This window comes from Marinobacter sp. (assembly GCF_048266785.1).
In the GTDB taxonomy this organism is placed as follows: Bacteria; Pseudomonadota; Gammaproteobacteria; order Pseudomonadales; family Oleiphilaceae; genus Marinobacter.
The window spans coordinates 217,337-240,636 of sequence record NZ_JBLWYX010000004.1 but is presented as its reverse complement, the minus strand read 5'-3'; the positions used below and the strand labels follow the sequence as shown (position 1 = coordinate 240,636).

General features: G+C 54.3%; 17 protein-coding genes and 1 tRNA gene. 13 read left to right on the top strand and 5 right to left on the bottom strand.

Annotated features, from left to right (window positions below; genetic code table 11):
- Positions 1-19: 19 nt before the first annotated feature.
- Together ftsH and ggt are read right to left on the bottom strand one after the other, a co-directional pair.
- Positions 20-1,927 carry an ATP-dependent zinc metalloprotease FtsH gene (ftsH, locus tag ACN0V1_RS08585; protein ID WP_417544593.1) on the bottom strand — a complete coding sequence of 636 codons (1,908 nt, stop codon included), beginning with the start codon at positions 1,925-1,927 and terminating at the stop codon, positions 20-22.
- A gap of 48 nt (positions 1,928-1,975) precedes the next feature.
- On the bottom strand, positions 1,976-3,742 hold the full coding sequence (gene ggt, locus ACN0V1_RS08580) for a gamma-glutamyltransferase (RefSeq protein ID WP_417544592.1): 1,767 nt from the start codon (positions 3,740-3,742) through the stop codon (positions 1,976-1,978).
- A 156-nt stretch (positions 3,743-3,898) separates the two neighbouring features.
- On the opposite strand from ggt, the gene purU reads away from it, so the two are divergent.
- The 12 genes from purU (at position 3,899) to pyrF (ending at position 18,437) form a co-directional block, all read left to right on the top strand.
- On the top strand, positions 3,899-4,753 hold the full coding sequence (gene purU, locus ACN0V1_RS08575; RefSeq protein ID WP_417544591.1) for a formyltetrahydrofolate deformylase: 855 nt from the start codon (positions 3,899-3,901) through the stop codon (positions 4,751-4,753).
- A gap of 126 nt (positions 4,754-4,879) precedes the next feature.
- Positions 4,880-7,537 carry a DNA gyrase subunit A gene (gyrA, locus tag ACN0V1_RS08570; protein WP_417544590.1) on the top strand — a complete coding sequence of 886 codons (2,658 nt, stop codon included), beginning with the start codon at positions 4,880-4,882 and terminating at the stop codon, positions 7,535-7,537.
- Between the two features lie 50 nt (positions 7,538-7,587).
- Positions 7,588-8,670, top strand: coding sequence for a 3-phosphoserine/phosphohydroxythreonine transaminase (gene serC / locus ACN0V1_RS08565; protein ID WP_417544589.1), 1,083 nt, complete (start codon positions 7,588-7,590; stop codon positions 8,668-8,670).
- Positions 8,671-8,672: 2 nt separating this feature from the next.
- Positions 8,673-9,770, top strand: a complete 1,098-nt coding sequence (gene pheA, locus ACN0V1_RS08560) for a prephenate dehydratase (protein ID WP_417544588.1) — start codon at positions 8,673-8,675, stop codon at positions 9,768-9,770.
- 23 nt (positions 9,771-9,793) lie between these two features.
- Positions 9,794-10,918 carry a histidinol-phosphate transaminase gene (gene hisC, locus ACN0V1_RS08555; protein WP_417544587.1) on the top strand — a complete coding sequence of 375 codons (1,125 nt, stop codon included), beginning with the start codon at positions 9,794-9,796 and terminating at the stop codon, positions 10,916-10,918.
- Between the two features lies 1 nt (position 10,919).
- Positions 10,920-13,178, top strand: coding sequence for a bifunctional prephenate dehydrogenase/3-phosphoshikimate 1-carboxyvinyltransferase (locus ACN0V1_RS08550; RefSeq protein WP_417544586.1), 2,259 nt, complete (start codon positions 10,920-10,922; stop codon positions 13,176-13,178).
- A complete protein-coding gene (cmk, locus tag ACN0V1_RS08545; protein WP_417544585.1) occupies positions 13,178-13,858 on the top strand; it encodes a (d)CMP kinase in 681 nt (226 codons plus the stop codon). Before ACN0V1_RS08550 ends, cmk begins: the two co-directional genes overlap by 1 nt.
- A 130-nt stretch (positions 13,859-13,988) precedes the next feature.
- Entirely contained in the window at positions 13,989-15,683 is a 1,695-nt protein-coding gene (gene rpsA / locus ACN0V1_RS08540) for a 30S ribosomal protein S1 (protein WP_339780888.1), read from the top strand.
- Positions 15,684-15,817: 134 nt separating this feature from the next.
- Complete coding sequence (locus ACN0V1_RS08535; protein ID WP_200366093.1) at positions 15,818-16,114, top strand: integration host factor subunit beta; 297 nt, start codon at positions 15,818-15,820, stop codon at positions 16,112-16,114.
- A 69-nt stretch (positions 16,115-16,183) separates the two neighbouring features.
- Positions 16,184-16,486, top strand: coding sequence for a LapA family protein (locus ACN0V1_RS08530; RefSeq protein WP_291945909.1), 303 nt, complete (start codon positions 16,184-16,186; stop codon positions 16,484-16,486).
- Entirely contained in the window at positions 16,486-17,655 is a 1,170-nt protein-coding gene (gene lapB, locus ACN0V1_RS08525) for a lipopolysaccharide assembly protein LapB (protein ID WP_417544584.1), read from the top strand. The genes ACN0V1_RS08530 and lapB overlap by 1 nt, the downstream gene beginning before the upstream one ends.
- 71 nt (positions 17,656-17,726) lie before the next feature.
- Entirely contained in the window at positions 17,727-18,437 is a 711-nt protein-coding gene (gene pyrF, locus ACN0V1_RS08520; RefSeq protein ID WP_417544583.1) for an orotidine-5'-phosphate decarboxylase, read from the top strand.
- A 124-nt stretch (positions 18,438-18,561) separates the two neighbouring features.
- Here pyrF and ACN0V1_RS08515 read toward each other — a convergent pair whose 3' ends face one another.
- Positions 18,562-19,647, bottom strand: a complete 1,086-nt coding sequence (locus ACN0V1_RS08515) for a bifunctional transcriptional activator/DNA repair enzyme AdaA (protein WP_417544582.1) — start codon at positions 19,645-19,647, stop codon at positions 18,562-18,564.
- A 398-nt stretch (positions 19,648-20,045) separates the two neighbouring features.
- On the opposite strand from ACN0V1_RS08515, the gene ACN0V1_RS08510 reads away from it, so the two are divergent.
- Entirely contained in the window at positions 20,046-21,623 is a 1,578-nt protein-coding gene (locus ACN0V1_RS08510; protein ID WP_417544581.1) for a methyl-accepting chemotaxis protein, read from the top strand.
- A 244-nt stretch (positions 21,624-21,867) separates the two neighbouring features.
- On the opposite strand, the gene ACN0V1_RS08505 is transcribed toward ACN0V1_RS08510, so the two are convergent.
- Positions 21,868-21,943, bottom strand: a tRNA-Asn gene (locus ACN0V1_RS08505).
- Between the two features lie 69 nt (positions 21,944-22,012).
- On the bottom strand, positions 22,013-23,197 hold the full coding sequence (locus tag ACN0V1_RS08500; protein ID WP_417544580.1) for a pyridoxal phosphate-dependent aminotransferase: 1,185 nt from the start codon (positions 23,195-23,197) through the stop codon (positions 22,013-22,015).
- Positions 23,198-23,300 lie beyond the last annotated feature (103 nt).

The window sequence follows — 23,300 nt, the reverse complement described above, 5'->3', positions numbered from 1 at the left end:
GAGAACCCCTGGAGAGAACTCAGGCGATTTTTCGAGCAGCCTCTTTGTGGAGGATTTTTTCAATATCTTCCGCTGATAGGTTTTCCTTCTTGAGCGCAGCTTTTGCCAGAGCTTCAAGCTGACCCCTGTGATCCGTCAGGAATTCGATGGTGGTTTTTTCCATGGCCAGAAGTTCTGACTGAATTTCAGCGTCAATCAGCTCCGCCATCTTCTCGCTGTATTCACGTTGCGAGCCCATCTCACGGCCCAGGAATACGTGTTCCTCGCCAATGCTCAGGCCTATCGGGCCGATCTTTTCGTTCATACCCCACTGGCTGATCATCCGGCGGATCAGTTTGGTGGCTTCTTTGAGATCATTCTGAGCGCCGGTGGTCACTTCTCCGTAGATGATTTTTTCTGCGGAGCGCCCACCAAGCATTACCTTGATGCGGTCTCTGAGGTAGCTTTCGGAGTAGTTGTAGCGATCCTCCTTTGGCGTTTGCTCAGTAACGCCCAGAGCCATGCCGTGGGGAATGATCGTGACCCGCGTGAGAGGATCGGCCTTGGGCATGTAATAGGCCATAATGGCGTGTCCGCTCTCGTGGTAGGCCACGACTTCACGTTCTTCCTGCGACAGCCTTGCGTCACGCTTCTCACCCAGAACGATGCGGTCACGGGCAACTTCAAAACAGTGGGCCGTAACTTCTTTCAGATTTTCCCGGGCGGCTGTCAGGGCTGCTTCGTTCACCAGGTTTTTCAGATCCGCGCCGGAAAAACCAATGGTGCGTGCTGCCAGTTGTTCCAGATCTACGTCTGTTGCCAGGGGCACTTTGCGTGCGTGCACTGCAAGGATGGCATCCCGTGCATCCTTGTGTGGAAGGTCCAGAGTGATTTTGCGGTCAAAGCGGCCAGGCCGGAGCAGGGCACTGTCCAGAACGTCCGGGCGGTTGGTGGCAGCCAACACAAGAATGTTCTCGTGGGATTCGAAGCCGTCCATTTCCGTAAGAATCTGGTTCAGAGTTTGCTCCCGCTCATCGTTGCCGCCACCCAAGCCTGCGCCACGGGCGCGACCGATTGCGTCCAGTTCATCAATAAAAACCAGTGCCGGTGCTTCCTTGCGGGCATTCGCAAACATGTCCCGAACCCTTGAAGCGCCCACGCCCACAAACATCTCGATAAACTCCGAGGCGCTCACGCTGAAAAAGGGTACTTCCGCCTCTCCGGCAATGGCGCGGGCAAGCAGGGTTTTACCTGTACCCGGCGGGCCTACCAGAAGAACGCCTTTGGGCATGGATGCACCCAAAGCCCGGTACTTTGCCGGCGACTTCAGGAAGTCGATAATCTCCGCGATTTCCCGCTTGGCCGATTCAATGCCGGCCACGTCATTCAGCGTTGTGGTGGAGGTTTCTTTCTCCGCCCGACGGGCTTTCGACTGGCCGTGATTAAACATGCCGCCACCCTGCATCATGCGTTTCTGGGCGGATCCCCAGAACCAGTACATCAACGCCAGCAGCAATATCCAGGGCAGGAAGCCACGAATCAGTTCCTGCCACCACAGCAGTCCCGAAGACTGGGCCCGGATGGTGACATCGTGGGCCTCCAGCAAAGTGAGCAGTTCCGGGTCATCCATGGGTGGCCGGATCGTGTTGAATCCGGGGCTTGAGCCCTGTGAGGTGTCACCGGAGCTCAGGGAAGTTCGGCCCTGATCGCTGAACAGGCCGGTTATAGTCTCTTCCTTGAGTGTTACCTCAGAGATCTGGTTGTTGGTGACGGCGGTTTTGAATTCGGAGTAGGCCATTTCCTGGCGTTTTGGTGTGCTACTGTCCTGTAGCCACATAAACGCCAGGAAGATGGCAGCGCTGAGCCAGAGAAATGAATACTGTTTGGGTATCTCCGGCTTTTGATCAGCCGATGGTGTCTGCTTTTCGGAATTGTTGGAAGTGGTCATTTTGATCTTCGGTTATCCTCCGTATCTACCGTTGCCTCTACCCATGGGTCAGTACCCCATGGCGGAAGAAGTGCTGCGCCTCGGATCTGCGCCGCCGTACAGCGTGCCGTCTTCTCCGATCATGATACTCTGAATGGCTCCCATAGCCGAACTGGTCGCCACTTTGTGGCCACGGCTTTCCAGCAATCGCACGGTGTCCGCGCTGATGCCTTGTTCGATGCGGATTTGATCCGGGAGCCATTGGTGATGGATGCGGGGCGCGTTGACGGCTGTCTGTATGTTCATGCCATGATCGATCACGTTCATGATGACCTGCAGAGTGGTGGTGATAATGCGTGAACCTCCCGGGCTACCGGTTACCAGAAAGTTGCGCTCGCCTTTGCGAACGATGGTCGGCGACATGGAGCTGAGCATGCGTTTGCCGGGTTCCACTTTGTTTGCCTCGCCGCCAATCAGGCCGTAGGCATTGGGCACGCCCGGCTTGGCGCTGAAATCGTCCATTTCGTTATTGAGCAGAAAGCCGGCCCCTTGCACAGTAATGCCCGAGCCGTAACTGAAGTTGATGGTGTAGGTGTTCGATACGGCATTGCCCCATTTATCGACAACCGAAAAATGCGTGGTTTCCGGGCTTTCGTAGCCTTGGGGTTGGCCGGGACGAATCTCGCTTGCCGGACGTGCCTTGTCAGGCTTGATGCCTTGCCGCAGCTCCTCAGCATAAGATTTACTGGTCAATCCTTTTAAGGGCACGTCTACATAATCTGTATCGCCCAGATACTCTGACCGGTCGGCATAAGCCAGCTTCATGGCTTCGGCCATGTAGTGAATCGTATCGGCCGAATTGTGGCCAAGTTCTGAGATAGGAAAGCCTTCAAGAATATTCAGTATCTGCACAATGTGAGCGCCGCCAGAGGAGGGCGGTGACATGGAATAGATATCGTAGCCCCGGTAATTTCCATGCACCGGAGTACGCACAACCGGCTGGTAGTCTTCAAGATCCTTCCGGGTGATGAGGCCTCCGTGCCTTTGCATTTCTTCAACAATCAGTTGTGCGGTTTCACCCTGGTAAAAACCTTTTACGCCTTCATCTGCGATACGCTGCAGGGTAGCTGCCAGTTCCGGCTGGCGAAAGCGCTCGCCGGCTTGCCAGGCAGAGCCGTCCTCTTTGTAAAAGGTTGCCTGAGTTGCGGGCCAGCGCTGAAGTCGTTCCCGCGCCTGCTCAAGACCTTCGCTGAAGCGGTGTGGAACGATAAAACCGTCCTGGGCGAGTTTGATGGCGGGCGCCAGTGCCTGTTTCAGGGGCAGGGTGCCATGGCGTTCCAGTGCCATGGCAAGGCCGGCAACAGTGCCGGGAACGCCGGCGGCCAAGTGGGTAAACCGGCTGCGGTTCTGCACCACCTCGCCAGATTCATCCTGATACATGGTTTCGGTGGCGCCAGAGGGTGCTTTTTCCCGATAATCAATGGCTTCCGGTTCGGAGCCATCGCCTTTTGATATCAACATAAAACCACCGCCACCGATGTTTCCGGACCTCGGCTGGGTGACGGCCAGCGCGAACCCGGCGGTTACTGCGGCATCCACTGCGTTGCCGCCGTTTTTCAGTACGTTTAATGCTACTTCTGTGGCCAGAGTGTGGCTGGTTGCCACCATGCCGTTACTGGCGTTGGCGGGATGAAACCGCTCGCCTTCAAGGATGGCCTGGCTGAAAGCCGGCGTTGTCAGGGTTGTAAGGCATACGCTCAGTGTCAGCACGCGCAAGGCGCTTGAGCGCCCAGTGAGGCGGGTTTTCCATGATTGCTGGTGCAGGCCTCTGTCCATATCTCCACTCCTCGTTTCTGATGTTCATATAGGCTATGATAGCCCGTCATTTTACAGGGTGCGTACCGTAAATCCTGGTACCTGATCCGGCTGCCGCTTCCGGCAATGGTTTCCGGCGTACCTGCTTTCCCGTTTGTCAGTTAAGGAAAGGCTTTCATGGAGCATACCTACCGTCTTGTGATTTCCTGCCCTGATGGGGTTGGAATTGTCGCCAAGGTGAGTAATTTTCTGTCTACCTACAATGGCTGGATAACCGAAGCAAGCCACCACTCCGATGCTCATAGTGGCTGGTTTTTCATGCGTCACGAAATCAAAGCCGAGTCTATCCCGTTTGGTCTTGAACAGTTCCGTGCTGCGTTTGCGCCGATTGCCCGGGAATTCGATATGCACTGGCATATTGCCGATTCGGCCCAGCCCAAAAAAGTGATCCTGATGTGCAGCAAGGAGTCCCACTGCGTGGCCGACCTTCTGTACCGTTGGCACAGCAACGAAATCAACGCTGAAATTGTTGCGGTTATCTCCAATCACGATGATTTGCGCCGCATGGTGGAGTGGCATGACATTCCATACCACCACATTCCGGTGAGCAAGGCTAACCGTGAAGAGGCGTTTGCCCACATAGATGAGCTTTTTCAGAGCTATGGAGCCGATGTGGTGGTGCTTGCGCGCTATATGCAGATTTTGCCTGCTGAGCTTTGTGCAAAGTACACGGGCAAGGTGATCAATATTCACCACAGCTTCTTGCCATCCTTCGCCGGCGCGCGACCATACCACCAGGCATACAGTCGCGGAGTGAAGCTGATCGGTGCCACCTGCCACTACGTGACCCAGGACCTTGATGAAGGGCCGATTATTGAGCAGGACGTCATCCGCATCACCCACAGTGACTCCATTGAGGACATGGTGCGCCTTGGCAAGGATGTCGAGAAAAACGTTCTTGCCCGGGGATTGCGCTCTCATATTGAAGATCGCGTGATCACCCATGAAAACAAGACGGTAGTATTTGATTAAGGCTGCCTCACAGATGCCCCTGAAGGGGGGCGACTGTGGTAGAATCGGCGGCTTATTAAAGAATAACTACGGGGCCGGGAAGCGGCCCTGAAACGACTTCCAGATAACGCAAAGGAACCTTGCTCGATGGGTGAATTAGCCAAAGAGATCCTGCCGGTCAATATTGAAGATGAACTGAAGCAGTCCTACCTGGATTACGCCATGAGCGTGATCGTCGGGCGGGCGCTTCCGGACGTGCGGGATGGCCTCAAGCCGGTTCACCGTCGCGTTCTGTTCGCCATGTCCGAACTGAATAACGACTGGAACAAGGCCTACAAGAAGTCTGCCCGTGTGGTGGGTGATGTTATTGGTAAATATCACCCGCACGGTGATTCTGCTGTTTATGACACCATCGTTCGTATGGCTCAGCCGTTCTCCCTGCGTTATCCGCTGGTAAACGGTCAGGGCAACTTCGGTTCTATCGACGGCGATAACGCGGCAGCCATGCGTTATACCGAAATCCGCATGGAGAAAATTGCGCACTCCCTGTTGGCGGATCTTGATAAAGAGACCGTGGACTTCGTTGATAACTACGACGGCACAGAGCGTATTCCTGAGGTTATGCCCACCCGGGTTCCCAACCTGCTGGTGAACGGCTCCTCCGGTATTGCGGTGGGCATGGCGACCAATATTCCGCCCCACAACCTGACCGAAGTGGTCAATGGCTGCCTGGCGCTGATTGATAATCCCGATCTCACCTGCGATGAACTGATGGAATTCATCCCGGGGCCGGACTTTCCAACCGAAGGTATCATCAACGGCCGTGCCGGCATTGTTGAGGCTTATCGTACCGGTCGCGGTCGCATCTACATTCGCGCTCGTCACGAAATTGAGCACGACAAAAAGACCAATCGTGATGCCATCATCATCACGGAGCTGCCGTATCAGCTTAACAAGGCCCGCCTGATCGAAAAGATCGCCGAGCTGGTGAAGGAAAAGCGCCTGGAAGGCATCACCGAGCTGCGGGACGAGTCCAACAAAGAAGGTATTCGGGTTTTCATAGAGCTGCGCCGCGGCGAAAACCCGGAAGTTGTCGTCAACAACCTGTTTACCCATACCCAGTTGCAGACGGTATTCGGTATCAACATGGTCGCGCTGATCGACGGCGAGCCGAGAATTCTTAACCTTAAAGAAATGCTGGACGCGTTTGTGCGTCACCGCCGTGAAGTGGTGACCCGCCGTACCATCTTTGAGCTGCGCAAAGCCCGCGAGCGTGGCCATATTCTTGAAGGCCTGACGGTCGCTCTGGCCAACATCGATGAAATGATCGAGCTGATCAAGGCCTCCCCGAGTTCTCTGGAAGCCAAAGAAAAGCTGATGGCCAGAGGCTGGGCGCCCGGTAACGTGATGGCGATGCTTGAGCGTGCCGGCGAAGATGCCTGCCGCCCGGACGATCTGCCGGAAATCTACGGCCTGCGTGATGGCCTGTACTTCATGTCTCCGGAACAGACCCAGGCTATCCTGGACATGCGCCTGCACCGCCTGACCGGTCTTGAAACTGAGAAGCTCCAGAATGAGTACAAGGATATTCTCGAGAAGATTGCCGGCCTGCTGGAAATTCTGGGCGACCCGGATCGCCTGATGCAGGTTATCCGTGAAGAGCTGCAAGCCGTGGTAGAAGAGTTCGGTGATGAGCGTCGCACGGAAATCACCAGCTCCCAGCGCGATCTTACGATTGCCGATCTGATTGATGAAGAAGAGCTGGTTGTCACCATTTCCCACAGCGGTTACGCCAAGACTCAGGCGGTTGAAGATTATCAGGCTCAGCGCCGTGGAGGCCGCGGTAAGGCCGCAACCTCCATGAAAGACGAAGACTTCGTTGAGAAGCTGCTGGTTGCCAACTCACACGACACCATTCTGTGCTTCTCCAACCGGGGCAAGGTTTACTGGTTGCGTGTATTCGAGATTCCCCGTGCCAGCCGCGCATCCCGTGGCCGGCCGATGGTAAATATCTTGCCGCTGGATGAAGGTGAACGCATCACTACCTTCCTGCCCGTGCGGGATTACCCGGAAAACCAGTTTGTGCTGATGGCAACGTCTGCGGGCGTCGTCAAGAAAACACGCTTGCCAAACTTCTCTCGCCCGCGCAGCAGTGGCCTGATTGCCTTGTCTCTGGACGAAGGCGATACATTGATTGGCGCTGCGATAACCGAAGGCGATGCGGAAATCATGCTGTTCTCCACAGCTGGCAAAGCGGTTCGTTTCAACGAAGAAGCCGTTCGCCCGCTAAGCCGCACGGCACGTGGTGTACGTGGTATCAGAATGCCGGAAGGCCACCATGTGGTCTCCCTGATCATTCCTCAGGAAGGCGGCGTTATTCTGACCGCTAGTGAGAACGGTTACGGCAAGCGCACTGCGATTGATGAGTTCCCGACCTACAGCCGTGGCAGTCAGGGCGTTATCGCCATGCAGTGTTCCGAGCGTAACGGCAACCTGGTAACGGCGCTGCAGCTGTTTGACGGCGATGAGATGATGCTGATTTCCGACAAGGGCACGCTGGTTCGTACCCGCACGGATGAAGTGTCGGTTCTCAGCCGGAACACGCAGGGCGTCCGTTTGATCAGGCTGAGCCAGGAAGACGAGCGCCTGGTCGGTGTAGAGCGGATTGCTGAAACCGACGAAGACGACATCGACGGTGTGGTTATCGAAGGTGCTGGTGTCGAAGGTACAGGCATCGAGGGCGAAGACGCTTCAACAGACCAAAGCGCAAACAACAGTCCGGAACAGGATGCTGGCGAGGAGTAAGCCAGCATTGCCGAACACAGAATCCGCAAGACGTGAGAGGCCACAGGATCATGAGCAGGGCGTATAACTTTTGTGCAGGTCCGGCAACCTTGCCGGAAAGCGTGCTGGCACAGGCACGGGATGAAATGCTGGACTGGCGTGGCACGGGTATGTCGGTGATGGAGATGAGCCATCGCAGCGATGAGTTTGTGGAAATTGCCGAAACTGCTGAGCGGGATTTGCGTGAATTGGCCGGAGCATCAGATGATTACGCCGTACTCTTTATGCAAGGTGGAGCTTCCAGTCAGTTCTCCACCATTCCTTTGAACCTGCTTGGCGACAAAACGTCTGCGGATTATGTAAACACCGGCATCTGGTCGAAAAAGGCCATTGCTGAGGCCAAGCGCTATGGCAATGTGAACGTGGTCGCCAGTTCGGAAGATGGCGGCTTCGTCAGCATTCCGGATCAAGCGTCCTGGCAGACCAGCGCCGATGCGGCTTACCTGCATTACACGCCAAACGAAACCATCGGCGGTCTGGAGTTCGATTTTGTTCCGGACAGTGCGGGTGTTCCCCTGGTAGCGGATATGTCTTCTACCATGCTTTCGCGCCCGGTGGATGTCTCGAAGTTCGGGCTTATCTACGCCGGCGCACAGAAAAATATCGGCCCTTCCGGGCTGGTTGTGGTCATCATCCGGAAAGACCTTCTGGGCAAAGCCCGCAAGGAAACACCGACCATGATGAGCTATCAGGTGATTGCCGATAACGGCTCCATGTACAACACGCCGGCAACCTACTCCTGGTACCTCGCGGGCCTCGTATTCAAGTGGCTGAAAGCCCAGGGTGGCGTTAAGGCCATGGGTGAGATTAACCGGCGGAAGGCGAAAAAACTGTACGGCTTCATTGATGCCAATGAATTTTACGCCAATCCAATCGAGCCCCGTTTTCGCTCCTGGATGAACATACCTTTTACCCTTCGGGACAATGCCCTGAACAGTGCGTTCCTTGAGGGAGCTAACACGCGGAACTTGCTGAACCTGGCAGGTCACCGCTCAGTAGGAGGTATGCGCGCAAGCATCTATAACGCCATGCCTGAGGCAGGCGTGGATGCGCTGATTCAGTACATGACAGAATTTGCCAGAGAGCGGGGCTGACCATGAGTGATGAGCAAACCCGTCTCGGAGAACTTCGAGTAGAAATAGACAGTCTTGATCAGAAAATCATGGAGCTGATCAGCGCCCGCGCCAAATGTGCCCAGGAAGTGGCCCATGTGAAAATGGCTGCGAACCCTGGGCAGGATGTGTTTTTCTACCGCCCTGAGCGCGAAGCACAGGTGCTGCGCCGCATCAAGGAGGCCAATCCTGGCCCTCTGCCCGGCGAAGAGATGGCCCGGCTGTTTCGTGAGATTATGTCGGCTTGCCTGGCTTTGGAAAAGCCCATGCACATTGCCTTTCTGGGGCCCATCGGCACCTTTACCCAGGCGGCAGCCCTCAAGCACTTCGGGCACTCTGTTGTCAGCGTGCCCTTGCCGGCAATTGATGCAGTTTTCCGCGAAGTGGAATCCGGCTCCGCGCACTACGGTGTGGTGCCGGTTGAGAATTCCACCGAAGGCATGATCAATCACACGCTTGATATGTTCATGTCATCTCCGCTGAAAATCTGCGGTGAAGTGCAGCTGAGAATTCACCATCATCTTCTGGTGTCGCCGGAGTTCCGCGACCAGGAGATAACCCGCATCTACTCGCATCAGCAGTCGTTTGCCCAGTGCCGTCAGTGGCTGGATACCCATCGCTATGGTATTGAGCGAGTAACGGTTTCCAGCAATGCCGAAGCGGCACGTCGCGCGGCCAAAGAGCCAGGTGCCGCCGCCATTGCCGGTGATATGGCGGCAGAGCTTTACGGCCTGGAGAAACTGGCGAACTGCATTGAAGACAGGCCGGACAACACCACCCGGTTCCTGATTATCGGTCGTGAAGAGGTGCCGGCCAGCGGGCATGACAAATCATCGATTCTTGTCTCCATGAGAAACAAGCCTGGCGCGCTGTATCAGTTGCTGGAGCCGTTCCATAGCCATGGGATCAGCCTTACCCGGATTGAGACCCGGCCATCGCCTAGTGGTACCTGGGCCTATGTGTTCTACATCGATTTTGAAGGGCACATGGACGATGAGCAGGCGCACAAAGTGCTCGCCGAAGTGGATGAAGAAGCTGTTGAGCTCAAGCGTTTGGGCTCCTACCCCATCGGTGTTCTTTAGTATCAGTCAGTTGAGGAGGGTATATGGCCATTGATTATCAGAGCCTTGCGGTGACAGGCGTTCAGGCTTTGTCTCCCTATCAGCCTGGCAAGCCAATCAGTGAGCTGGCCCGTGAGCTGGGCCTGAATCCGGCAGACATTATCAAGCTTGCCAGCAATGAAAACCCCTTGGGCCCCAGCAAGAAAGCGATCGCTGCTGTCCAAAACGCGTTGACTGACCTCTGCCTTTACCCTGACGGCAACGGGTTTGATCTGAAACAGAAGCTGTCTGAGCGCCTGGGCGTTGGCGCTGATCAGATCACACTTGGAAACGGTTCAAACGACGTGCTCGAAGTGATTGCACGTTGCTTTGCGGATACCCGTTCCGAGGTTGTGTTTTCCCAGTATGCGTTCGCCGTTTATCCAATTGTTACTCAAGCTATTGGTGCCAAAGCGGTTGCTGTGCCGGCTAAAGACTGGGGCCACGACCTGGATGCCATGGCGGCGGCAGTGACCGAGCGCACCCGGCTGATCTTTGTAGCCAACCCGAACAATCCTACGGGAACTGTGCACGATGCAGACACCATTGAAGCGTTTCTGGGCAAGATTCCCGAAGGTGTGCTGGTGGTTCTTGATGAGGCTTACTGTGAGTATATGACCGGCGAGAAGGATCCCGACGGCGTTGAGTTGTTATCCCGTTTCCCGAATCTGATTGTGTGTCGCACCTTTTCCAAGGCCTGGGGTCTTGCAGCCCTGCGCGTCGGCTACAGTGTCAGCTCACCGGCCATTGCTGACGTTCTGAACCGCGTCCGCCAGCCCTTTAACGTAAACTCCGTTGCACTTGCAGCGGCTACGGCTGTGTTGGATGACGAAGATTATCTGCAGCGTTCCCGTGAAGCCAACAGCGCCGGATTAGAGCAATTGGAAGAGGCTTTTGATCAGATGGGCCTCCGGTATATTCCGTCATCAGGAAACTTTGTAGCGGTTGAAGTCGGTTCGCAAGCCATGGGCGTCTATCAGGCTTTGCTGGCCCACGGTGTTATTGTGCGCCCCGTTGCGGGTTACGGCATGCCTGAACACCTTCGGGTGTCGGTGGGCTTGCCTGCACAAAACGAACATTTTATCGATGCGCTCTCAAAAGCGTTGACAGCCGCAGGGCAGGGAGCCTGAGGTGTCGTCTGGAGAACGGCTCTTCCAGCGTGTTGCCGTAATCGGGCTGGGCCTGATAGGTGGCTCACTGGCTGGCGCCATTCGCAAAAACGGTCTGGCACGGGAAGTCGTTGGCGCAGACCAACGTAAAGAAGATCTTTTGCTGGGCCAGTCCCTTGGTGTGATTGATACCATTGCGGAAACGGTCGCAGAGGCCGTTCAGGGCTCAGATCTTGTTGTGCTGGCCGTGCCGGTAAAGGCGACCCGTAAGGTACTGGAGGAAATACGCCCGCATCTTGCAGCAGACGCAATTCTGACCGATGTAGGCAGTACAAAGTCGGGCTTTGTAAAGGATGTTAAAGCGGTGTTCGGGGAGTTCCCGCCCCGTATTATTCCCGGGCATCCCATTGCCGGGTCTGAGAGAAGCGGCATTCGTGCGGCTAACCCGGACTTGTTCGCCAATCACAAAGTCATACTGACACCGCCTGATAATGTCAGTCGTTTTCATCTGGACAGGCTCCGGGCTTTATGGGAGGGGTGCGGTGCTACCGTACTCACCATGTCGGTTGCGTATCACGATGAAGTTCTGGCTGCGACCAGTCATTTACCGCATCTGATTGCCTTCTCACTGGTCGATACGCTGGCGGGGGAAGACGAGAATATGGATATTTTCCGGTATGCTGCCGGCGGGTTCCGCGATTTTACCCGGATTGCCGCGAGTGATCCGGTGATGTGGCACGATATTTTTCTTTCCAACCGTGACGCCGTTCTCCGGGTGATTGACCATTTCACTCACGATCTGGATCGGTTGCGTACTGCGATTGCTGACCAGGATGGCGCCACGCTGTTGAGCGTATTCAGTCGCGCGAAGGCGGCGCGCGAACACTTTTCCAAAATGCTTTCAGGACAGGCTTACGTGACAAATAACAGTGAAAATCAGGTGACGTTCCGTCTTCAGCCCGGTGGCACAGTGACCGGCGATATACGAGTGCCCGGGGACAAGTCCATGTCCCACCGCTCAATCATGCTCGGAGCTCTGGCTGAGGGCGTAACCGAAGTAAAGGGTTTCCTCGAAGGTGAGGACAGCCTGGCAACGCTTCAGGCGTTTCGTGATATGGGTGTTGCGATTGAAGGCCCGATCAAAGGCTTTGTGCGCATTCATGGTGTTGGAATGCACGGTCTGCAGGCCCCGCGTGGCCCTATCTATCTGGGCAATTCCGGCACGGGTATGCGGTTGTTCACAGGCCTGTTGGCTGCGCAGCCTTTTGAGTCCGAGCTTACGGGCGATGCCAGTCTTTCCGTACGGCCCATGAACCGCGTTGCGGACCCACTGCGATCTATGGGTGCTGTTATCGACACGGCTGAGGGCGGCCGTCCGCCTCTGAAAATCAGGGGCAGTAAAGACAAAAAGCTTACCGGCATCCATTACGATATGCCGGTTGCCAGCGCCCAGGTAAAATCCTGTCTGTTGCTTGCCGGCCTCTATGCAGACGGCACTACGTCGGTTACCGAGCCGGCGCCAACGCGGGATCACACCGAGCGCATGCTGACCGGTTTTGGCTATAAAGTAGAGCGTGATGGCCCGACTGCCAGCGTTCACGGTGGTGGCAAGCTGACGGCTAATGCTATTGATGTACCCGCAGATATCTCATCGGCCGCTTTTTTCCTGGTTGCGGCCAGTATTGCTCCGGGGTCTGACCTTGTTTTACGCCACGTAGGCATGAACCCGACAAGGGTAGGTGTGATCAATATCCTGCAACAGATGGGCGCAAATATTGACGTTATGGCCGAACGGGAAATCGGCGGTGAACCCGTTGCCGACCTGCGCGTTCGTTCTGCTGAGCTCAAAGGCATAGATATCCCGGAAGACCAGGTGCCTTTGGCCATTGACGAATTTCCGGCTCTGTTTATTGCAGCCACTTGTGCCACTGGTCGCACGGTGCTGACCGGTGCCGAGGAGTTGCGGGTAAAAGAAAGTGATCGTATCCAGGTCATGGCCGATGGCCTTGCAGCACTGGGAGTTGTTACAACGGTAACGGAGGATGGCATTGTTATTGAAGGTGGCCAGACGATCAAAGGCGGCTCCGTTCAGAGTCATGGGGACCACCGTATCGCCATGTCTTTTGCTGTGGCCTCACTGCGAGCGACGGGTGAGATTGAAATAAACGATTGCGCTAATGTGGCGACGTCCTTCCCCGGTTTTGTCGAGCTGGCGAAACAAACCGGTATCAACATCGCAGCCGAGGGCGCCTTAACGGCCACCGAACAGGGAGCACATTGATGTCGGAAGGGCATGCACCAGTCATTGCAGTTGATGGCCCTGGTGGTTCAGGCAAGGGCACGGTTACCCAGATGCTGGCCAGAAAACTTGGCTGGCACCTGCTCGACAGCGGCGCACTTTACCGGCTGACAGCGCTCGCGGCAACGCGTCAAAACGTGTCGCTGGATGACGAGGTGGCACTGGTAAAGGTGGCAGCGTCTCTGGATGTTGCGTTCAAGCCAACACCTGAAGGCGAACCCGCAAAAGTTATTCTGGCAGGGGAAGATGTCACCTCCGAAATCCGCACGGAAACCTGTGGAAACAATGCGTCGCGCATCGCGGTAATGCAGCCAGTCCGTGATGCACTCCTGCAGCGCCAGCGAGACTTTCAGCAGGCGCCGGGCCTGGTCGCAGACGGTCGGGATATGGGCACTGTGGTGTTTCCGAATGCCCCGGTCAAAATTTTTCTGACAGCCAGCGCCGAAGAGCGTGCCCGCCGACGTTTCAGCCAGTTGAAGGCTGCGGGTGTCGATGTTAGTATTGATGCCCTTTTAGAGGAGATACGGGTCCGTGATGAACGGGATATGAACCGTTCCGCAGCCCCTCTCAAGCCCGCAGATGATGCGCAAGTCATTGATTCTACAGGTTTGAGTATACAAGAGGTGTTGGACAGGTGTATGGCCGCTGCAGGTCAGGCCTGACTGCACTTTTTTGTCGTTGAGATGCCGGAAACAGCGAAATCTGCCAGCCGCTGGCTGATTCCGGAACTTATTAACAGACCGTGTTGCTGGTGACACGGAGCATACTTGCATTGAACCTATAGGACTCATAATGAGCGAGAGCTTTGCGGATCTTTTTGAAGAAAGCCTAAAAGAAATTGACATGAAACCAGGTTCCATCGTCCAGGGAACCGTAGTGGATGTTGATAGCGACTGGGTCACAGTTAACGCCGGGCTGAAGTCCGAAGGCGTTATCCCCGCCTCCCAGTTCCTGAACGAAAAAGGCGAGTTGGAAGTAGCTATTGGCGACGTTGTCGACGTAGCACTGGATGCAGTGGAAGATGGTTTCGGTGAAACCCGTCTTTCCCGTGAAAAGGCCAAGCGTGCTGAATCCTGGAAGGTACTCGAGAAGTCCTTCGAAGCGGAAGAAGTGGTCAAAGGTATTATCAATGGCAAGGTCAAAGGTGGTTTCACCGTTGATCTGGCTGGTATTCGTGCCTTCCTGCCGGGTTCCCTGGTAGATGTTCGTCCGGTTCGCGATACCGCGCACCTGGAGAACAAAGAGCTCGAATTCAAGGTTATCAAGCTGGACCAGAAGCGTAACAACGTGGTTGTTTCCCGCCGCGCTGTTCTGGAAGCTGAAAACAGCGCCGAGCGCGAAGCTCTGCTTGAAACCCTGACCGAAGGTCTGGAAATCAAGGGTATCGTCAAGAACCTGACCGACTACGGCGCGTTCGTAGATCTGGGTGGTGTTGACGGCCTGCTGCACATTACCGATATGGCCTGGAAGCGTATCAAGCATCCGAGCGAAATCGTGAACGTTGGCGACGAAATCAACGTCAAGGTCCTGAAGTTTGACCGTGAGCGTAACCGTGTATCTCTGGGTCTGAAGCAACTGGGTGAAGATCCCTGGGTTGATATCAAAGGCCGCTATCCGGAAGGCACCAAGGTTACTGCACGTGTAACCAACCTGACCGATTACGGCTGCTTTGCCGAGCTGGAAGAAGGCGTTGAAGGTCTGGTTCACGTATCTGAAATGGATTGGACCAACAAGAACATCCACCCGTCTAAAGTCGTTAACGTTGGCGATGAAGTGGGCGTGATGATTCTGGACATCGACGAAGAGCGTCGTCGAATCTCTCTGGGTATCAAGCAGTGCGTATCCAACCCATGGGAAGATTTCTCCGGCAACTTCAACAAGGGCGACCGCATCTCCGGTAAGATCAAGTCAATCACTGACTTCGGTATCTTCATCGGTCTGGACGGTGGCATCGATGGTCTGGTTCACCTGTCTGATATCAGCTGGAACGAAACAGGCGAAGAAGCGGTTCGTGAATACAAGAAGGGCGACGATGTTGATACCGTCATCCTGTCTGTAGATCCCGAGCGTGAGCGCATCTCCCTGGGTATCAAACAGCTCGAAAGCGATCCATTCGCTGAGTTCGTTCAGTTGAACGACAAAGGCTCTATCGTGAAGGGTGTTGTTTCTGCCATCGACGCCAAGGCAGCTACTATTGCTCTGAACGACGAAGTTGAAGCGATTCTGAAAGCCTCTGAAATCAGCCGTGACCGCGTTGAAGATGCGCGTAACGCTCTGAAGGAAGGCGAAGAAGTCGAAGCAAAGATTATCAGCATCGATCGCAAAAACCGCATCATCAACCTGTCTGTCAAGTCCAAGGACGTAGAAGACGACAAGCAGGCGATTGATAGCGTGCGTACTAAAACTGCAGAAACTTCTTCCGGTGCGACCACCATTGGTGATCTCATCAAGGAACAAATGCAGCAGCAAAACGCCAACAAGGACTAATTTCCGGTTGGTGTGAAAAAAACGGGCTCTAAGAGCCCGTTTTTTTTGTGTTTTTTTATGATTTGGCTAAACTGGAGGGAAGTGGGAATTCGGTAATCAATGGCCGAATAAAAAAGAAAAGAGGAAAGTGCCTCATGACGAAGTCAGAATTGGTCGAATTGATAGCCTCAAAACAAACACAGCTCTCGGTTAAAGACGTTGAGCTGGCAGTAAAAACCATTATTGAGCACATGTCCCAGTCGCTAGCGAGCGGCCAGCGGATTGAAATACGGGGATTTGGCAGCTTCTCCCTCCATCATCGGGCTGCTCGTACTGGCAGAAATCCGAAAACAGGCGAAGCCGTGCAATTACCTGCAAAGTACGTTCCTCATTTCAAGCCCGGCAAGGAACTGCGTGAACAGGTAAATGACAGTTTGAAGCAGGGGTTTTAACGGCTTTTCATCCCTGAAGCAGAACACCTATAATTCGGGCACTTATCAGCATTTGGGAGAGCTATAGCGATGGCAGGATTACAGAAAATCCTACTGATTCTGTTGATATTGGTCCTGGTGTTGCTGGCGCTCGTTTTCTCGCTGAACAATCAGATGGCTGTTGCTCTTAATTTTCTGGTGTTTGAAACCAAGCCTCACGGTGTGGCTATCTGGATTATCATGTCTTTTGTGATTGGCGCACTGGTTGGTGTTCTGATGACCATGTTGGCTACCGTTCGAACGTCGGTTTCCCGTCGCACCCTTCAGAAACGACTTGACCGCGCAGAGCAGGCATTGGAGAAATCCAGGGTCCAGAACGACCGGGCTATTTGATGGACATAGTTTTTCAGTGGCTTCTGTTGACCATTGCAGTTGCCGTTGGCTGGCTTGTTGGCCGACTGGGTGGCGATGGTAACCGAGCCCGAACGAAGATTTCAGACGAAGAGTCCGTTAAGGACCGGCTGCAATTTCTGTTCACCAACTATTCCGATCAGGCGGTCGATAACTTTGTACAGTCACTGGCTGTCAACAAAGAGACCGTTAGCCTTCATCTTTCTGTCGGTCGGCACTTCCGAAATAAGGGTGAAACAGACCGTGCAATCCTGGTTCACCAGAACCTGCTCGCAAGACCCGAATTGCCTCCACGATTTTCCCCTCAGGTAACGCTCGAACTAGCCATGGATTTTCTTAAGGCTGGCCTGCTGGACCGCGCTGAGGCCTTGTTGCAAGAGATCATGGGCGATCGTGAGTACGGACGAACGGCTGCCCAGCAACTGATCGAGCTTTACCAACAGGAAAGAGAGTGGGGCAAGGCTGCTGACGTGGCCCGCACCTTGATCAAAAATGACGCGGACCCCGCGATGTTCAAGGATCTTGCTTACCTTACCTGTGAACTGGCAGATCAAGCCATTGGGCAGGATGATCGCTGGACTGCCCAGAAGTTGGCCAAGGAAGCATTGGACTACGACCGCTCATGTGTTCGCGCAACGCTGATTCTGATGAAGATTCTGGTCAGGCAGGGCAGTTACCGGGAAGCAGGTAACCAGGGGCTCAAGGTGTTTGATCAAAACCCGGATTTCGGGCCCGAATCCATTGATCGCTTAATGAAACTGGAACATGAGCACGGCAATATTGGCCGGCTGGTGAAGAAGTTGCGCAAGCTTTACGAAACTTATCCGAGTACCAGCCTGCTGCTGGCTCTGGCAGAATCGGTTGAGCGTGTTTCAGGTCGCCCTGCAGCCATTGAACTGTTGCGCCAGGAGCTCGAAATCCGGCCTAGTGTGCGAGCGCTTTTGCGGCTGGTGGAAATGGCAGGCTATGAAAAGGGGATGACCACTGACGAAGGCCGCCTGGTAAGTCGTATTGGTCTTCTCATTCTTGCAAACAGGCCGGTTTATCGTTGTGTAAGCTGTGGCTTCTCTGGTCAGCAACTGCACTGGCTGTGCCCGAGTTGCAAACAATGGGAAACCGTTCGCCCGATCCAGGGCGTTGAAGCTGAATAATCATTTATTGAAACTCTTTACCTATACTTTCTACCGACACCCTTTACCGATACCCCGCAGGACATTTCAACGTGCAAATTTCTAACGACCCCAAGATCATCGTAGCCCTCGACTTCCCGGCTACGAATCCGGCTCTGGAGCTGGTGGATAAACTGGACCCTGCCATGTGCCGCCTGAAGGTAGGTAAAGAACTCTTTACCCGTTCCGGCCCCCGATTTGTTGAGGGTTTGCAGAAGCGCGGTTTTGACGTTTTCCTGGATTTGAAATTCCACGACATCCCCAACACGGCGTCAGCAGCTGTGGCTGCGGCTGCAGACTTGGGCGTGTGGATGGTGAACGTGCACGCCTCCGGTGGCGAGAAGATGATGTTGGCGTGCCGTGAGCGCCTGGATAACTTTGGAGCGGATAAGCCCCTGCTGATTGCCGTCACGGTTCTTACCAGCATGAGTGCTGAAGACCTCGCAGGTATCGGTATTACCGATTCCCCCGAAGCTCAGGTTTCCCGCCTGGCCACGCTCACCAGAAACTGCGGCCTGGATGGCGTTGTCTGCTCCGCACAGGAAGCCCCCAAGCTCAAAACAGAGCAGGGCATCGACTTCAAACTGGTTACCCCCGGTATCCGGCCGTTAACCGCCGACAAAGGTGACCAGCAGCGCATCATGACCCCCAGCGATGCACTCAAAGCCGGTTCCGACTACCTTGTTATAGGTCGGCCAATCACCCAAGCGGCTGACCCTTTGGCTGCTTTGGAGGCTATTCATGCTGAGGTGATAGGCCTGTAGTTTTCTATTATCCGCTGATTTTGATCCCAGCCTTCCAGGTTAGGGTTGCGCAGCGCCGGTATTTGGCTGCAATAGTCTGAAAGTCGTCGGTCCGTGTGCTGGATTTCGATCTTCGAGTGTTGCTTTAAGCTTTTGCCTCTGACTGATGTCCCTCAGTGCGCGCTCGTTCTACGTCGATCAGTGCTTGCTTCCGTTCCAGGCCCCAGCGATATCCTCCCAAGCCTCCATCCCCTCGTAAAACTCGATGGCAAGGAACTAGCACGCCAATACGGTTTCTGGCACAGGCTGATGCCACAGCGCGTACAGCTTTGGGTTTATCGATTTGATCGGCCACTTCACTGTAACTGAGAATGTCGCCTTCTCGGGTGCTCGTTAAAAACTGCCAGACTTTCATTTGGAATGCGGTACCTCGCATATCAATTGGCAATTCGGGTCTTGGAGCACCTTGGCTAATATGCTGATCCAGTGCTTTTATCCAGGCATCAAGTTCAGGTGTGTTGAATGAAGTAGATGGTTGCAGCTCTGCGTTAGGGAATTCTGCTTGCAGTTTGGAGACCAGCGAAGATTCATCTTTACCAAACTGGGCAAAACACACGCCTTTGTCCGTTGCGGCCATGGCCAGTAAACCAAGCGCGGTGATGCGACACGCGAATGTAATAACTTCACCTGCACCACCTGCTCCGTACGCCTTTGGAGGCATTCCGAGGTTGCGAGTGGCTTCCCCGTAAACGCGGCTGATTGAGCCGAACCCTGAGGCAAAAATTGCTTCAGTGACGCCCTTGCCATCCTTTAGTGATTGCTTGAAGCGCCGCATTCTGGCGGCATCCTGATAAGTCTTGGGCGAGATGCCGAGTGTTTCTTTGAAAATCCGTTGTAGTCGGGAAGGGGACAGCCCTGCCATATCTGCCAGTGTGGAAAGTGTTAGTCGTTCCTCTGCGTTATTATCAATATAACGAGCTATTTTTGTCAGAACGGCAACACGTGACGTCTCATCAGTGGCCAGACAGCGCTTGCATGGACGAAAACCTGCCATCACAGCTGCTTCAATGTTTGGAAAAAACCTAAGATTTTCAGATTTAGCGGGACGAGAGGGACAAGATGGCTTGCAGCAAACGCCTGTCGTGATAACGCCATAGCAGAAATCTTCGTCGCGAGACTGGTCTCTTGCAGCAACCGCTGCTTTCATTTCATGTTCAGTTGGCATCTTCATGGCTGTGCACTCAATCGAAAGTCTATAACGCCATAAGACCTGACTAGGGCGGATACATCCATCCGTTTATTGCTGGGTAATTTTTGATCCAGCTTTTGGAACCTTATCGACTGATCAGTTGCTTACGGCCTGATCGAGGCTGGCATCCGGGTCAAGTTCGTGGCCGCCACAGCCTGATCATCACGTCTAATCAGGACTTCGAGCACTGGGACAAATTGTTCGAAGATACCATCATGACCATCGGCATGGGGTCAATCCGCAGCATTGATTATTGACAAAGTTTGATTGGCAATCAGCAGAGATACGGACCCAGTCGATAGTTCGTATCTTAGAGTCCGTTATATTATATGTGTGGATCGAAACCTTTTCTGTCCCTACTTATCTTGAGGATGCTCGAAATGCCGTTGAAACATTTTTTTGGAAACCTTGCTGTCGGTAAAAAACTCGCCGCCAGCTTCTCCCTCCTCCTCATACTTCTCATCATCGTATCCGCGGTCGGTTACTTTTCGCTTACTGACTATAACCGCGGCACTTCGATTGTAAAGTACACCAACGCTGCTGAAATTGGCTTGCTGAAGGCAGAAAGAGACGAAAGAAACTTTGCGATTACACAGGACGCCAAATACATCAAGCGCGCCATCGGGTTCGCTGTTCATGCTGAAAGTGCACTGACGCCTCTGATTGAAATGAATGAGGCAGGCAGTAAGGACCGGCAACTGGCAGAACGGATTCTTGACGGCAATAGGTCCTACGAGGCTCTTCTGAAAAGGTACGAAACTGCCATCTCCGGACCGCCAGACATCGTCAGAACCCTTGAAGAGGAAATGTACGCTGTTGCAACCGGTACCATCGATATGATGGAGGAGCTGAAATACGGTGCGCAGACACAGTTGCAGGAAATATATGACCGCGCGGTTGCAGAAATCATTATCGTGACCGTTATCGCCCTCCTTGTTGCCATCGTCCTTGCATGGATACTGACCCGATCAATTACCCGGCCAATCAACGAAGCGGTTGAGATTGCCAACAAGGTTGCCTCGGGCGACCTGACTGTGAATGTCCAAAGCCAGCGAGGGGATGAATTCGGCCAGTTGCTTGCCGCTTTTGCTACCATGATTACCAACCTCAGAGAGCTGATTCGCGAGATCGATACCGGGGCGTCCAGTATTGCCTCGTCTTCGGAAGAGCTTTCCACGGTGACCAACCAGACCAGTCAGGGCGTGGCAGAACAACAATCCCAGACCGACCAGGTTGCCACCGCTATGAATGAGATGGTTGCGACGGTCAATGAAGTGGCCAAAAGTGCTGAAGCGGCTTTTGAGGCCGCCAATCAAGCCAGCGAAAAATCCAGTAATGGTGAAAAGGCTGTCCGGGAAACTCTGGATCTCGTTGCAGACCTGAACAAACAAAGCGCCAATGTGATGGAACAGCTAAACGGCCTGCAAGCAGAAACCAACAATATTGCTACTGTGCTGGACGTAATCAAGTCGGTTGCCGATCAGACCAACCTGCTGGCACTGAACGCCGCTATAGAGGCTGCCCGTGCGGGCGAGCACGGGCGCGGTTTCTCGGTGGTGGCCGACGAAGTGCGGTCACTGGCTCAGCGTACCCAAAGCTCCGCCGCCGAGATTGAAACCCTGATCAGCAACCTGGTCGCCAGCGCGGAAACATCGGTTTCCACTATGGAGACTGGCAACAAACTTGCGGAACAGACACTTGAGCGGGCACAACTGGCCGGCACTGTTATTCAGGAAATGGCGCAAGGGGTTGAGGAAATCCGCCAGTACAACAGCCAGATTGCGACTGCCGCCGAAGAACAGAGTTCCGTGGCGGAAGAGATCAACCAGAATGTCACCCTGATCCGCGATGTGGGTGATCAGTCTGCGTCCTCCACCGAACAGGTCTCTTCTGCCAGTCAGGAACTGGCGCGGCTTGCAGAAGGGCTCAATACGCAAGTTGCCCGCTTCAAGCTGTAATCAGGAATAGAATAAAGAAGGTCCGAGCATGATTTTCGCCGTGCCCTGTCCGAGAGGAGTTGACCACTGCAAAGCAACTGGTCGTCACCGGTGGACGTTTTATAGGCTATCGTCTTTGCCATGGGGTTCCACCCCCTCAATATTGGGGAGCCACTCAACCACGCCGGCTAGGGTCAAAAGTAAAAGTTCATGGAAATAAAACGAAAAAACCCGCTAACTAAAAGAATTAGCGGGTTTTAAAAAATGGCTCCCCGAGCTGGGCTCGAACCAGCGACAAACGGATTAACAGTCCGTTGCTCTACCAACTGAGCTATCGGGGAACGTCGTCATATGACGAGGCGCGTATATTAAGATTACCCCACCGCCTCGTCAACCCCTTGCCGAAGTTTTTAGCTCAGAGCCTTCTGCAAACGCTCAATCGCCTTCTCCAGATTATCCATGCTCGTCGCAAAGCTCAGGCGCATATGGCCAGGGCAACCGAACGCAGAACCCGGAACCAGCGCAACGCCGGCTTCGCTCAGCAGTTTCTCTGCGAAGTCCACATCGTTGCTGACACTGGAATCAGCATTAATTGCGCCCTGGAAGCTCGGGAACACGTAGAAGGTGCCGTCACCTTTAAGACATTCTACACCCGGCAACTTGTTCAAAGCGTCTACCAGCCAATCGTGACGCTCTTTGAAGGCCTTGACCATTTCACCCACACACGCCTGGTCACCATCCAGTGCAGCCTGAGCGGCTGCCTGAGAGATGGAGCAAGGGTTAGAGGTGCTTTGAGACTGAATCTTCTTCATGGATCCAATGATCTTCGCTGGGCCAGCGGCATAACCGATACGCCATCCGGTCATCGAGTACGCTTTGGAGACGCCATTGAGAACAAAGGTACGGTCATAAAGCTCAGGCGTAGCGTTCAGAATGTTGCAGAATGGCTTGCCGGTCCAGAGGATGGGCTCGTACATGTCATCAGTGGCTATCATGATATTCGGGTGCTTTTTCAGCACTTCGCCAATCGCCTGCAGCTCTTCCAGGGTGTAAGCCATGCCGCTGGGGTTGGAAGGGCTGTTGATCACAAACAGGCGGGTACGCTCGGTAATGGCGTTTTCCAACTGCTCCGGAGTGATCTTGAAGCGTGTCTCCGCGCCAGTTTCGATGATAACCGGTTTGCCTTCAGCAACCAGAACCATATCCGGGTAGGATACCCAGTAAGGCGCCGAGATAATGGCTTCGTCGCTGGCGTTAAGGGTAGCCAATGCGAGGTTGAAAAAGCTCTGTTTGCCACCACTTGATACCAGTATCTGGTTGGCTTCGTATTCCAGGCCGTTGTCCCGTTTGAACTTCGCAATAATCGCTTTCTTCAGGGCCGGCGTACCATCAACAGCGGTGTACTTTGTCTGGCCGTTTTTAATGGCTTCGATGGCTGCCTGTTTGATGTGGTCCGGCGTATCAAAGTCCGGCTCGCCCGCACCAAGGCCGATTATATCCTGGCCTGCTGCGCGCAATTCGGCAGCTTTGTTGGTTACCGCGAGGGTGGGGGATGGCTTGATTGCCTGTACTCGGCTGGAAAGTTGAAGGTCCAAACTTGCGCTCCTTAAAGCTGCGTCTGATAGGTCTGTGACCGGCGGGGCGGCTGACTTTCGCCCAGCCGTCGATCCCGTTGATGGTACCATGAAGCTGGAGCAA